The following is an 11237-nucleotide window of genomic DNA, read 5'->3' on the forward strand; positions in this document are numbered from 1 at the left end:
TGGGCGAGCGTACCCTAGGGTTACGAGTTGCGTCGATTGCTGCGTCGAAACTGAGGAGGGCCGATGGACACGGATCTGACCGCTGCCTATGACCGCTGCCGCGAGCTGCACCGGCGTCACGGCCGTACCTACTATCTCGCCACCCGGCTGCTTCCCGCCTGGAAACGGCGGCATGTGCACGCCTTGTATGGATTCACCCGCTACGCGGACGAGATCGTCGACCGCACCGAGGACCTGCCGCCGGCCGAGCGAGCCGCCAGGCTGCGCGAGTGGTCGGATCGATTCGTCGCCGGGCTGCACGGTGCGTCGGTCGACGACCCGCTGCTGCCGGCCGTGCTGCACACCATCGCCGTGTTCGACCTGGACCGCGACGACTTCGCGTCGTTCCTGCGCAGCATGGCGATGGACCTGACGGTCATGTCGTACCCGACCTACGACGACCTGCTCGACTACATGGAGGGCTCGGCCGCGGTCATCGGCACCATGATGCTGCCGATCCTCGGCAGCTCCGACCCGGCCGCCGCCCGCGAGCCCGCCCGTCAGCTCGGCTTCGCGTTCCAGCTCACCAACTTCATCCGGGACGTCTCCGAGGACCTGGACCGGGGCCGGACCTACCTGCCCGACGAGGACATGGCCAAGTTCGACCTGACCCGTGACGACCTGCTCGCCGCCAAGGCCGCCGGCCGCACCACGCCGCGCATCCGCGAGCTGATCGAGTACGAGGTGACCCGCGCCCAGGCCCACTACGTCGCCGCCGCGCCGGGCATCCCGCTGCTCGATCCCGCCTCGCAGGCGTGCATGCGCACCGCGTACGCGCTCTACGGCGGCATCCTCGACGAGGTGGCCGCGCAGGACTACGACGTCTTCGTCCGCCGTGCCCTGGTGCCGCGGCGGCGCCGGATGGCGGTGGCCGCGCGGGCGCTGCTCACCCCGTCGGGCACGCCGGTGCGGGTGCCCGGCCCGGCACTGGAACCGGCCCTGGCCGGATGACCGGCCGGACGGCGGTGGTGCTGTTCACCCGCGACCTGCGGGTGCACGACCATCCGGCGCTCGCCGCCGCCTGCTCCGCATTCGACCGGGTGGTGCCGCTCTACGTGCTCGACCCGGCGTTGCAGAGGCTCTCGCCCAACCGCACCCGGTTCCTGCACCAGAGCCTGGCCGACCTGCGCGAGGCGCTCCGCAGGCGCGGCGGCGACCTGGTGATCAGGCGCGGCGATCCGGTGGCCGAGACGGTCGCGCTGGCGCGGAAGGTGGGCGCCGAGGGCATCGGGCTCTCCGCCGACGTGAGCCGCTACGCCCACCGCCGGGAACGCCGCCTGCGTGCCGAGTGCGAGCGGCACCGGATGTTCCTGCGCGTGTTCCCCGGCCTCACGATCGTCGAGCCCGGTGCGCTGCGCCCCGGTGGCGGCGACCACTACCGCGTCTTCAGCCCCTACTTCCGGGCCTGGCAGGGCGTGCGGTGGCGCGACGAGCTGGCCGCGCCGAAGCGGGTCCGGCTGCCCGACGGCGTCGACCCCGGCCGGCTGCCCGACCCGCCGAGGGGCGACAGCCCGGATGCCGCCGTCGGTGGCGAGACCGTCGCCGGGCGCCGGCTCACCGCCTGGCTGCCCACCCTCCATCGGTACGACGACATCCACGACGACATGGCCGGCGACGAGACCTCGCGGCTCAGCCCGTACCTGCGCTTCGGGTGTGTGTCGCCGCTGGCGGTGGCGAACCGGGCGGGTGACCGGGACGGACCCTTCGTCCGGCAGCTCTGCTGGCGCGACTTCTACCACCAGGTGGTCGCCGGTTTCCCCGACCTGTCCACGGTCGCCTACCGGCGCGGTGCGCGCGAGGACTGGCGCGACGACCCGCACGCGCTCGACGCCTGGGCCGAGGGGCGGACCGGCATGCCGATCGTGGACGCCGGCATGCGCCAGTTGCGCGCCGAGGGCTGGATGCACAACCGGGCCCGCCTGATCACCGCCGGCTACCTGACCAAGCACCTCGGACTGGACTGGCGGCCCGGCCTGGAGGTCTTCTTCCGGTGGCTGCTCGACGGCGACCGGGTCAACAACTCGGGCAACTGGCAGTGGGTGGCCGGCACCGGCAACGACACCCGGCCGTACCGGGGCTTCAACCCGGTACGGCAGGCCGAGCGCTACGACCCCGACGGCGCGTACGTACGGCGCTGGGTGCCGGAGCTTGCGTCGGTGGCGGGCAAGGCGGTCCACCAGCCGTGGCGGCTGCCCGACGAGGTGCGCCGCACGATCGACTACCCGCCGCCGTTGGAGGTGTCCGGCACCGACCCGGTCTGGCTCCGCTGACGCTGACGCTGCCGCTCGCCGCTCGCCGCTCGCCGCTCGCCGCCCGCCGCCCGCTGGTCGCGGCCCGCCCCCCGGTCGCGGCCCGCCGCCCGCCGGGGTAACGCTCAGTGATTCCCTGCCCGCCGCGGCCTGCTGCCTCTCGTCCCCTTTGCTCTGCAGCCATATCCGCATCGGTTGCAGAAAGTGACCGTCCCGGTCTTGCGCGGGTTTCGGACCTGCGAGGAAAGCCCTGCTCGGCGCCGTGCTGCGCCGATGGCTGCAGAGCAAAGGCGGAAAAGGGAAGACACCGCCGCCCGGCCGGCCGAATGCGCTGCGTGACGACGCCCCGGATCACCGAACGTGACGGGAGATCAGAGGCAGGAGTGCAACGCCTCCACCAGCTCCTCCACCCGGTCGTGGTCGGCCAGCCGGGCTGTCGCGTACGCGAAGGTGTAGCCGCGCTCCGGGTCGGCCCAGGCGCTGCTGCCGCCGATCCCGCCCATGCCCCAACTGCCGTCCGGCTCCCACTGCATGCCGAGCGTCCAGTCCACCGGCCGGTCCAGCAGCAGGTCCGGGCCGGAGTACTGCACCCGCGTCGCCTCCGCGACCAGCTCCGGGCTGAACAGCCGTACCCCGTCGAGGGTGCCGCCGGCGAGCAGGCCCGCGTACAGCCGGGCGAGCCCGGCGGCGGTGGCGTGCAGGTTCACCGCCGGGATCTCGGCGGCGCGCCACAGGTCGCTGTTCACCATCGCGACATCCAGCCCTCCCGGCGGGTTGTCCAGCGCCCGCGCCCGCAACGAGCCCGGCTCGCCGCGCATCGCGTCCGGCCAGGCCGGATCGGCGTACGACAGGTCGGCGCACCGCCGCCGGTCCGCCTCGTCCAGCCCGAAGGCCAGGTCCAGACGCCACGGACCGGCGATCTCCTCGGCCAGGAACCGGCCCACCGGCCGCCCGTCCACCCGGCGGACCAGCTCGCCCACCAGGTGCCCGTACGTCCAGGCGTGCTCGCCCGCGACGGCGCCCGGCGTCCACTCGGGGTCGGCGGCGGCCAGGTCGGCGCAGAGCAGGTCCCAGTCGGCGATCGCGGTGGCGGGCCGGGGCACCGGGAAGGCGGGCAACCCGGCGGTGTGGGCGAGCACCTGCCGCACGGTGGCCGGGGCGCGGAATTCCGGCCAGTACGCCGACACCGGCGCGTCCAGGTCGACCCGCCCTCGATCGACGAGCAGAAGCAGGCAGAGCGCGACCACCGGCTTGCCGACCGAGTAGACGTCGACGAGCGTGTCCGGCAGCCACGGACAATCTGCCCCGGCGGCCGGTACGACAGTGCCGGGCGGCACCGCGGCGGTGGTGCCACCCACCAGTTCGATCACCGGTACGCCGTCGTGCCACACCGACAGCGACGCGCCGGTCTCGCGGCCGGTCGAGAACAGGCCGTGGAAGCAGTCCCGGACCGGGGCGAAGCGCGCGCGCATGCGGCCACGGTAGGTGGTCGCATGCGTTATCGGCGCGGGAATTCCGGGCCGGTGCGGTGGCCGGTGCCCCGCAGGTGCGGAATGCTTGCGGAATGGCGGAGCCGGAACTGGTGGACGTAGTAGTGGTCGGGCTCGGCGTCGGCGGCGAGGAGGTGGCCGGGCGGCTCGCCGAGGCCGGCCTCACCGTGGTCGGCATCGAACGGGACCTGGTCGGCGGCGAGTGCCCCTACTGGGGATGCGTGCCGAGCAAGATGATGATCCGGGCGGCGAACGCGCTGGCCGAGGCGCACCGGGTCAACGAGCTGGCCGGTTCCGCCCAGGTGCGGCCCGACTGGGCGCCGGTGGCGAAGCGGATCCGGGCCGAGGCCACCGACACCTGGGACGACAAGGTGGCGGTGGACCGGTTCACCGGCAAGGGCGGCCGGTTCGTCCGGGGCAGCGGGCGGCTCGACGGCCCGAACCGCGTACGCGTCGGCGACCAGGTGTTCCAGGCCCGCTACGGCGTGGTTCTCGGCACCGGCACCCGGCCCTCGGTCCCGCCGATCGACGGGCTGGCCGACACGCCGTACTGGACGAACCACCAGGCCATCGAGGTGGAGGAACTGCCCGGGTCGCTGCTGGTGCTCGGCGGCGGCGCGATCGGGCTGGAACTCGCCCAGGTCTTCGCCCGGTTCGGCGTCCGGGTGACGGTGATCGAGGCGGCCGACCGGGTGCTCGCCGTCGAGGAGCCGGAGGCGTCCGCGCTGGCCGCCGACGCGCTGCGCGCCGACGGGGTGGAGATCCGCACCGGGGTCAAGGCCGGCCGGGTCGGCCACGACGGCGACACGTTCACCGTGCACGCCGACGGCGCCGAGTTCACCGGCGAGAAGCTGCTCGTGGTGACCGGCCGCAAGGCGCACCTGGAGGAGCTGGGCCTGGACACCGTCGGGGTGGACGCCGGGCAGCGCTACCTGCCGGTGAACGACCGGATGCACGTCACCGACGGGATCTAGGCCGTCGGCGACCTCACCGGCGAGGGCGCGTTCACCCACATCGCCATGTACCAGGCCGGCATCGTGGTGGCGGACGTGCTCGACCACATGCGGCGTACCAAGGGAGGCCCGGACGCCAGCGGCACCGCGAGTGTGGTCGGCGGCGCGGCCGGGGTGGTCAGCGCGGTCGGCGGCGCGATGAGCGCGGGCGGATCGACTGCCGCGCCGGGCAGCGTCCCGGTGGCCGACTACCGGGCGCTGCCCCGGGTCACGTTCACCGACCCTGAGGTCGGCGCGGTCGGCCTCACCGAGCAGCAGGCCCGCGAGCGCGGCGTCAACGTCCAGGTCGGGTACGCCGACCTCACCTCGTCGGCCCGGGGCTGGATCCACAAGACCGGCAACGCCGGGTTCATCAAGCTGATCGCCGACGCCGACCAGGGCGTCCTCGTCGGTGCCACGTCGGCCGGACCGGCCGGTGGCGAGGTGCTCTCCGCGCTCGTCGTGGCGGTGCACGCGGCGGTGCCGATCAGCCAGCTCCGGCACATGATCTACGCGTACCCGACGTTCCACAGGGCCATCGAGGACGCGTTGCGCGCGCTGAAGTGACGCCTCAGCCGGCCGGCGCGCCGTGCCGGCCGGCGCCGTCGGCGAACCGGCCGGCGCCGCGTACCCCGTCCACCGCGAGCGACTCCAGGCCGTAGGTCAGCTCGGCCGCCATCGCCTCCGGCTCCGGCAGCCCCGTGCCGGCCAGCACCGCCGCCCGGTCGTTGCGCAGGCACGTCTGCGGGGACCGGGCGATCCCGGCGGCCAGTTCCTCGGCCGCCGCGCGAGCCTCACCGGGCGCGACCAGCCGGTTGACCAGACCCATCGCGTCCGCCTCGTCGGCGCGCACCGGACGGCCGGTGAGGATCAGGTCCATCGCGCGGCTCTCGCCGATCAGCCGGGGCAGCCGGACCGTCCCGCCGTCGATCAGCGGTACGCCCCAGCGTCGGCAGAACACGCCGAGCGTCGCGTCCGACTCGGCGACCCGCAGATCGCACCAGAGCGCCAGCTCCAGCCCGCCGGCCACCGCGTACCCGGAGATCGCGGCGATCACCGGCTTGGACAGTCGCATCCGGGTGGGGCCCATCGGCCCGTCGCCGTCGGGCTCGACCCGGTTGCCGCGCGGCGTGCCGACGGCCTTGAGGTCGGCACCGGAGCAGAACGTGCCGCCCGCGCCCCAGAGCACGGCGATCGCCGCGTGCGGGTCGGCGTCGAACGCGCGGAACGCGTCGGCCAGGGCTCGCGCGGTCGGCCCGTCCACGGCGTTACGTGCCTCGGGCCGGTCCAGGATCACAGTGGTCACGGCACCGGCGTGCTCGACGCGTACCCCCATGGGCTCAGCATGCCCGCGACGGCGTCGTCGTGGCTACCGCCTATTTGATCGTGCCGGGCCGGGTCAGCCAGCGCATCGGCTGGCCGGTGACGGCTCCGACCTGGTCGAGGTCCCGGTCGTAGTGCAGCAGCGAGAGCCCGTGGTGTTCGGCGGTGGCGGCGATGACCAGGTCGACGGCGCCCGCCGAGCGGTGGGTGCCCCGCGCGGTCAGGTCGCCCTGGATCTCGGCGGCGCGCTCGTAGATCCGGTCCGGCATCACCACCCAGCCGAAGGCGGCCCGGAGCTGCTCCGCCAGGCGCGTCCGGTCGGCGACGGACCGGGCGGTGTAGAGGAACTCCAGCTCGACCAGGGGGCACACGGCGAGCAGGCCCGCTGTCACCTGCTGCTCCCAGCGCGCCAGCACGTCCGGATCACGCAGGAGCCGGACGAGGGCACTGGTGTCGATCAGGTAGTCGGCCAGCTTCACGAGCGGTAGGCGCCCTTGTCGAGCAGTTCGTCGAAGTCACCGGCCTGCCCGCGCTCGGCCAGTTCCGCCAGCGCGCGGGCGCGGCGCAGTCTCGCCGCGCCCTCGCGGAGCGCGACGTTCACCGTGTCCTTCTTGGTCTTCGTGCCGAATGCTTCGGCGGCATCCGCCAGCGCCTCGTCGTCGACGTCCACCAGGATCTTGGTCACCGCGGCTCCCTATATACGGTCGACCGCCTGAGTATATCCGGCGGGGGTTCCGTGCGAGGGAATTCCGGGGCGTCCGGTTTGGGGGCTCTCCTGCCGGGAAGTCGGAACAGGTGCGCGAACTACTGACGAAGATCGAACAGGCCACCGGTCTCGACCGGGTGGGTGACCGGTTGCAGCGCGCCGTCCAGGGCACGCTGCGCTCGCAACGGGTGCGCGACGCGCTGCACGGGGTGTGGCTCGGCCATCCGCTGCACCCCGCGATGGTGCAGGTGCCGGTCGGTGCCTGGATCTCCGCCGCCGTGGTGGATCTGCTGCCCGGCCAGCGCCGGGCCGCCACCGCGCTGGTGGGTCTCGGTACGGTCAGCGCGGTGCCCGCGGCGGTCGCCGGGCTCAACGACTGGGCCACGCTCACCCGCGACCAGCGCCGGATCGGGCTGGTGCACGCCGCCGCCAACACGGTCGGCCTGGCGCTGTACGCCGGCTCCCTGGTGGCCCGGCTCAACGGGCGGCACGGGCTCGGCCGGACGCTGTCCTATCTGGGGCTGTCCGCCGCGAGCGGTGGGGCGTACCTGGGCGGGCACCTCGCGTACAAGCAGGGTGCCCAGGCCAGCCAGAGCGTCTCCGAGATGCACCTGATCAGCGACGGGTGGCACCGGGTCGGCGACCTGGGCAGCCTGCCCCGGCACGAACTGGTCACCAAGAAGATCGACGACGTCCCGGTGATCCTCTACCGGGACGGCGACGACGTCAGCGTGATGCTGGAGCGCTGCCCCCACCAGAGTGGCCCGCTCGGCGAGGGCAAGGTGGAGCAGATCGACGGCCACGCCTGCGTGGTCTGCCCCTGGCACGGCAGCGCGTTCCGGCTCGACGGCGGCGAGGTGGTGCACGGCCCGGCCGCCAACGACCAGATCGTGCTGCCCAGCCGCGTGGTGTCCGGCCAGGTCGAGGCCCGGCTGCCCTGAGTCAGTCCCGTCGGTGCCGTCCGCTCGACAGCGCGCGGGCGGGCACCGGCCGCTTGCGCAACCCGAGCAGCGCGCCGATCTGCGCACCCACGATGCTCGCCACGGCCAGCACCGCCGAGATGGCCAGCGGACGGTTGATGCCCTCCTCGGCGGTGGCCCGGGATGCGCCCGCCGACATGGCCGGCGGCTGACCGATAGGCGCCTCCACGGTGGGCGTCGCGTCGCGCGGCGTGGGCTTGGGCTTCGCCTTCGGGGTGGTCGAGGAGGCACCGCCGCCACCGGGCTTGACGGGTGCCGTCTCGGCCGGCTCGGTGACCACGATCCGTCCGGTGGCGTGCCGCCGGGCACCCGAGTCCGTCGCGCCGTCCGGCAGCGTGATGAGCTGACCCGGGCGGATCCGGTCCGGGTCGGCGAGCCGGTTCAGCCGGGCCAGCTCCTTGTATCTGTCGAAGTCGTCCAGGTAGCGGTCGGCCACCTCGCCCAGGTAGTCGCCCTTGGCCACCCGGTACACGGCCGGTTCGCTCGCCTCCGCCGCGACCGGGGTCGACGGGGTGACCTGGCTCGCGGTCACGGCCGGCGAGGTGACGGCGGCGACCACCGGTTGCGGGGCGGTCAGTGCGGCGGCGCTCGCCGCGGCCGGGCTCGCGACCAGGATCAGCGCGACCGAACCGACGAGCGCGGCTGCGGCCTTCTGCTGGCGGTGCATGCCGGGCAGCTTCGGTGCCGGCCGGCGTACCGCCGCGGCGAGCAGCTCCACCACGACGGAGAACGCGAACGTGGCCCAGCCGAACCAGCCCACCACGGCCAGCGCGCGCAGGAAGAGTTGACCGTCGTCGCGGCTGGTCAACGCCGTACCGACCTCGGCCAGCGTGGGCAGATGATCCGGCAGCGGGTTGCCGGCGAACGCCAGCAACGCGACCGGCCCGCCGGCCAGCACGCCGACGAGCACGACGAGGGCGCCGAGGCCGGTGAGAACCTGGCCGGCGCGGCGGACGGGGGAGCGTCGGGGTGCGCCCATGGCGGCCTTCCCTTCCTACGGTGGGCCGGTGAGTGCCCGAGCGGTGGCCTCACCGGTGACGGTGGCGGTCTTCTGTGCGCCGAACAGACTCAGCAGGTCCCGGCTGTAGGTGATCTGCACGCGTACCCGGATCTGGGTCTCGGTGCCGACCACGGGGAAGTCGACCTCGTGGTCCTGGACGCCGCCGGCGGCGCCGAGGTAGGCGGCGACCGCGGCGCGGGCGGCGACCTGGTCGATCCGCTTCGGGCCGCCCTCGATGGCCCGCGCGCGGTCGATCATCTGGCCGCCGGCGCGGGCCGCCTCGGCGGCCAGGTTGTCCGCGCGCTGGAGTGTGCGCAGTTGACCGGCGCCGTCGTAGGCCAGGCCGATGATCGCCAGTACGCCGGTCATCGCCACGGCCAGGAACAGGCTCACCCGGCCGCTCTCCGCCTCGCGCCGCCCGGTCATCCGCGACTCCGGTAGGTGTCCAGCGGCGAGGTGAACCTCGCCGAGACGGTCTTGCCGCCCGGCACGCCGGGCAGGCCGGGCGCGCTCAGGTCGTCGAAGGAGACGGTGCAGGTCACCGTGACCGTCACGGTCGCCGGCACGCCTGCGGCGCTCTGGTACGCGGCGGCGAAGCTCGTCGTCGTCCCGGCCACCGAGCCCGCGAGATCGATCCGGGGTGGGCCGGTGCAGTTCAGCCCCGCCCAGCCGAGCTGGTCCTGGGCCGCCGCCTCGGCGGCCTCCGCACCGTCGTCGGCGTTGCGGGCCAGCGAGGCGGCCCGGGCGGCGTCGTGGGCGGCCGACTCCACCGCCTCGTCCGCGACCGCGGTCCGCCCGGCCACGCCGGCCAGCATCATCAGGCCGATGAAGGCGGGCGCGAGCACCGCCACCTCGATCGACACGGAACCCCGGTCCCGTCGCGGCCCGGCGTTCATCCGGTGGTCCAGCGTTCGGCCGGGCCGTGCGCGGTCTGCGTGACCTCGAACGAGACGCCCGGGATGACCGACAGGGAGCGTCCCTGCACCGTGCAGGTGACGCCGGTGGCGGTCTCGACGCAGGTCGGGCCGGTCTGCTCCCAGCCGACCAGCCAGTCCCCGGACTGTTGCAGGAAGCTGATCGCCCGCTGCCGTCCGGCGTCCGGCCCGGCGTCGATCGTGCGCTGGGCGTTGACAGCGGTCTGCGCGGCGTTCAGCGCGGTGGACCGGGCCACGAACCAGACGGCGACCTGGATCGAGCCGAACAGCATCACCAGGATCACCGGCATCACCACGGCCAGCTCGACCGGGTTGGCGCCCCGCTCACCCTCGGCCAGGCGGGCGCGCAGGGCAGCGGCGAACCGCCCCGGACCGGGCGGGCCGGCGGGCCGGCCGGCAGACGCCGGCCGGCTCCGGACCGTACGGGCGGGGCTGGGCATCACGGGGCCTGCGGCGCCGTGTTGTTCGGGATGGCGTTCATCCAGTTGTTCGCCTTGGCCAGGGCGAGCCCGGTGACCGCCATGGCCACCGCGACCAGGCCGAAGATGATCACCGCGGTCGGCACCGGGCTGTCGCCGCGCTCGGAGTCCCGGCGCAGCTCGGCGAGGCGGGTGCTCACCGCCACGTACAGGTAGGCGTAGAGGTGCATGGTCGTCTCCTTCTCGGGTGGGTTCACAGGCGGGCGAGGAACGGATAGACGGCGAAGCCGAGCAGGACGAACACCAGCAGCGAGCCGGGGATGTCCAACTTGCTGGTGACCCCCTCGGCCCGGGCCAGGTTGTCGGTGCGGATCTGGTCGCGCAGCGAGTCGGCGCGGGACCGCAACGTCTCGTGCACCTGGGCGCCCTCGCTGCCGGAGGAGCGCATGATGGCGCCCACGTCGCCCAGCTCCGGGATGCCGATCCGCTCGGCCAGCTCCTGCAACTCGTCCCAGGGCGAGTGCATCTGGAGCTGGGCGAGCCGCAGCGCCTCCCGGATCCGGTCGAAGACCCAGCCGTCGCAGACCGCCGCCGCGCGCTCCAGCGACTGCACCGGGCCGTGCGCGGCGGAGAGCTGCAACGCCACCAGGTCGAGGTAGGTGCAGACCGCCTGCCGGAACTCGTCCCGGGCGGCGTCCGCCTTGGCGAGCACCGCGCGGTGCGCGAGCAGTCCGGCGCCGAGCGCCAGGCCCAGGCTGGCCACCACCGGTACGGCCACCGGCAGCGCCACCCCGCCGACGAAGAGCACCGCCGAGGCGACCGCCGGGGTGGCGAACCCGACGAGCGCCGACAGCAGCACGGACAGGGCGTACTGCTCGGGGGTGCGGTCGAGCAGCGCGAGCTGACGGTGCGGCGGGCGCAGCCAGCGGGCGAACCCGCCGAGCCAGTCCGGTCCGGCGCCGGCGGCCGGGGGCTGGCCGGGTGGCTGGTGCAGCCGGCGCAGCGCCGGGCCGAGCGCCGGGGTGGCCGGCAGCGCCTCGCGCACGACCAGGAACAGCCCGAGCCCGACCGCGCACCCGCCGAGCACCCCGATCGCCATCTGCC

13 protein-coding genes and 1 pseudogene are annotated in these 11237 nt (G+C 74.1%); 4 read left to right on the forward strand and 10 right to left on the reverse strand.

Annotated elements, in window-relative coordinates; translation table 11 throughout:
* The first annotated feature begins 63 nt into the window (after positions 1-63).
* Positions 64-990 (forward strand): phytoene/squalene synthase family protein, encoded by a 927-nt coding sequence (locus ACN27D_RS15115; protein ID WP_128136589.1) that lies wholly within the window; start codon positions 64-66, stop codon positions 988-990.
* Positions 987-2309 carry a cryptochrome/photolyase family protein gene (locus ACN27D_RS15120; protein WP_358170805.1) on the forward strand — a complete coding sequence of 441 codons (1323 nt, stop codon included), beginning with the start codon at positions 987-989 and terminating at the stop codon, positions 2307-2309. The genes ACN27D_RS15115 and ACN27D_RS15120 overlap by 4 nt, the downstream gene beginning before the upstream one ends.
* A gap of 350 nt (positions 2310-2659) precedes the next feature.
* Here ACN27D_RS15120 and ACN27D_RS15125 read toward each other — a convergent pair whose 3' ends face one another.
* On the reverse strand, positions 2660-3760 hold the full coding sequence (locus tag ACN27D_RS15125; RefSeq protein WP_358170807.1) for a serine hydrolase domain-containing protein: 1101 nt from the start codon (positions 3758-3760) through the stop codon (positions 2660-2662).
* Positions 3761-3852: 92 nt separating this feature from the next.
* Here ACN27D_RS15125 and ACN27D_RS15130 point away from each other — a divergent pair.
* Positions 3853-5337: pseudogene (locus tag ACN27D_RS15130) on the forward strand (dihydrolipoyl dehydrogenase family protein).
* A 4-nt stretch (positions 5338-5341) separates the two neighbouring features.
* On the opposite strand, the gene ACN27D_RS15135 reads toward ACN27D_RS15130, so the two are convergent.
* Genes ACN27D_RS15135 through ACN27D_RS15145 form a run of 3 tightly spaced genes read right to left on the reverse strand, consistent with a single transcriptional unit; the run spans position 5342 to position 6778 of the window.
* Positions 5342-6106 (reverse strand): crotonase/enoyl-CoA hydratase family protein, encoded by a 765-nt coding sequence (locus tag ACN27D_RS15135; protein ID WP_120572247.1) that lies wholly within the window; start codon positions 6104-6106, stop codon positions 5342-5344.
* 40 nt (positions 6107-6146) lie between these two features.
* Positions 6147-6572 carry a PIN domain nuclease gene (locus ACN27D_RS15140; RefSeq protein ID WP_358170809.1) on the reverse strand — a complete coding sequence of 142 codons (426 nt, stop codon included), beginning with the start codon at positions 6570-6572 and terminating at the stop codon, positions 6147-6149.
* Complete coding sequence (locus ACN27D_RS15145; RefSeq protein ID WP_030500628.1) at positions 6569-6778, reverse strand: type II toxin-antitoxin system VapB family antitoxin; 210 nt, start codon at positions 6776-6778, stop codon at positions 6569-6571. The genes ACN27D_RS15140 and ACN27D_RS15145 overlap by 4 nt, the downstream gene beginning before the upstream one ends.
* A gap of 110 nt (positions 6779-6888) precedes the next feature.
* On the opposite strand from ACN27D_RS15145, the gene ACN27D_RS15150 reads away from it, so the two are divergent.
* Positions 6889-7740, forward strand: a complete 852-nt coding sequence (locus ACN27D_RS15150) for a Rieske 2Fe-2S domain-containing protein (RefSeq protein WP_120572245.1) — start codon at positions 6889-6891, stop codon at positions 7738-7740.
* Position 7741: 1 nt separating this feature from the next.
* Here ACN27D_RS15150 and ACN27D_RS15155 read toward each other — a convergent pair whose 3' ends face one another.
* Genes ACN27D_RS15155 through ACN27D_RS15180 form a run of 6 tightly spaced genes read right to left on the reverse strand, consistent with a single transcriptional unit; the run spans position 7742 to position 11232 of the window.
* Positions 7742-8758: a LysM peptidoglycan-binding domain-containing protein gene (locus tag ACN27D_RS15155; protein WP_358170810.1), complete on the reverse strand. Its 1017-nt coding sequence runs from the start codon at positions 8756-8758 to the stop codon at positions 7742-7744.
* 15 nt (positions 8759-8773) lie between these two features.
* Complete coding sequence (locus ACN27D_RS15160) at positions 8774-9205, reverse strand: pilus assembly protein TadG-related protein (protein ID WP_120572243.1); 432 nt, start codon at positions 9203-9205, stop codon at positions 8774-8776.
* Entirely contained in the window at positions 9202-9675 is a 474-nt protein-coding gene (locus tag ACN27D_RS15165) for a TadE/TadG family type IV pilus assembly protein (protein ID WP_358170812.1), read from the reverse strand. The genes ACN27D_RS15160 and ACN27D_RS15165 overlap by 4 nt, the downstream gene beginning before the upstream one ends.
* Positions 9672-10154 carry a TadE family protein gene (locus tag ACN27D_RS15170; RefSeq protein ID WP_120574049.1) on the reverse strand — a complete coding sequence of 161 codons (483 nt, stop codon included), beginning with the start codon at positions 10152-10154 and terminating at the stop codon, positions 9672-9674. Before ACN27D_RS15170 ends, ACN27D_RS15165 begins: the two co-directional genes overlap by 4 nt.
* On the reverse strand, positions 10154-10363 hold the full coding sequence (locus ACN27D_RS15175; protein ID WP_013283462.1) for a hypothetical protein: 210 nt from the start codon (positions 10361-10363) through the stop codon (positions 10154-10156). The genes ACN27D_RS15170 and ACN27D_RS15175 overlap by 1 nt, the downstream gene beginning before the upstream one ends.
* Before the next feature lie 23 nt (positions 10364-10386).
* Positions 10387-11232: a type II secretion system F family protein gene (locus ACN27D_RS15180; RefSeq protein ID WP_120574048.1), complete on the reverse strand. Its 846-nt coding sequence runs from the start codon at positions 11230-11232 to the stop codon at positions 10387-10389.
* Positions 11233-11237: the final 5 nt, after the last annotated feature.

The sequence above is a fragment of the Micromonospora sp. WMMD1274 genome (genome assembly GCF_049179035.1).
Taxonomy (GTDB): Bacteria; Actinomycetota; Actinomycetes; order Mycobacteriales; family Micromonosporaceae; genus Micromonospora; species Micromonospora tulbaghiae.

What these genes read in the sequence shown, in the direction of transcription:
- ACN27D_RS15165 (WP_358170812.1), bottom strand. Translation starts at nt 9,675, where the DNA reads ATGAACGCCGGGCCGCGACGGGACCGGGGTTCCGTGTCGATCGAGGTG.
- ACN27D_RS15180 (WP_120574048.1), bottom strand. Translation starts at nt 11,232, where the DNA reads ATGGCGATCGGGGTGCTCGGCGGGTGCGCGGTCGGGCTCGGGCTGTTC.
- ACN27D_RS15125 (WP_358170807.1), bottom strand. Translation starts at nt 3,760, where the DNA reads ATGCGCGCGCGCTTCGCCCCGGTCCGGGACTGCTTCCACGGCCTGTTC.
- ACN27D_RS15175 (WP_013283462.1), bottom strand. Translation starts at nt 10,363, where the DNA reads ATGCACCTCTACGCCTACCTGTACGTGGCGGTGAGCACCCGCCTCGCC.
- ACN27D_RS15170 (WP_120574049.1), bottom strand. Translation starts at nt 10,154, where the DNA reads ATGCCCAGCCCCGCCCGTACGGTCCGGAGCCGGCCGGCGTCTGCCGGC.
- ACN27D_RS15160 (WP_120572243.1), bottom strand. Translation starts at nt 9,205, where the DNA reads ATGACCGGGCGGCGCGAGGCGGAGAGCGGCCGGGTGAGCCTGTTCCTG.
- ACN27D_RS15135 (WP_120572247.1), bottom strand. Translation starts at nt 6,106, where the DNA reads ATGGGGGTACGCGTCGAGCACGCCGGTGCCGTGACCACTGTGATCCTG.
- ACN27D_RS15155 (WP_358170810.1), bottom strand. Translation starts at nt 8,758, where the DNA reads ATGGGCGCACCCCGACGCTCCCCCGTCCGCCGCGCCGGCCAGGTTCTC.
- ACN27D_RS15115 (WP_128136589.1), top strand. Translation starts at nt 64, where the DNA reads ATGGACACGGATCTGACCGCTGCCTATGACCGCTGCCGCGAGCTGCAC.
- ACN27D_RS15120 (WP_358170805.1), top strand. Translation starts at nt 987, where the DNA reads ATGACCGGCCGGACGGCGGTGGTGCTGTTCACCCGCGACCTGCGGGTG.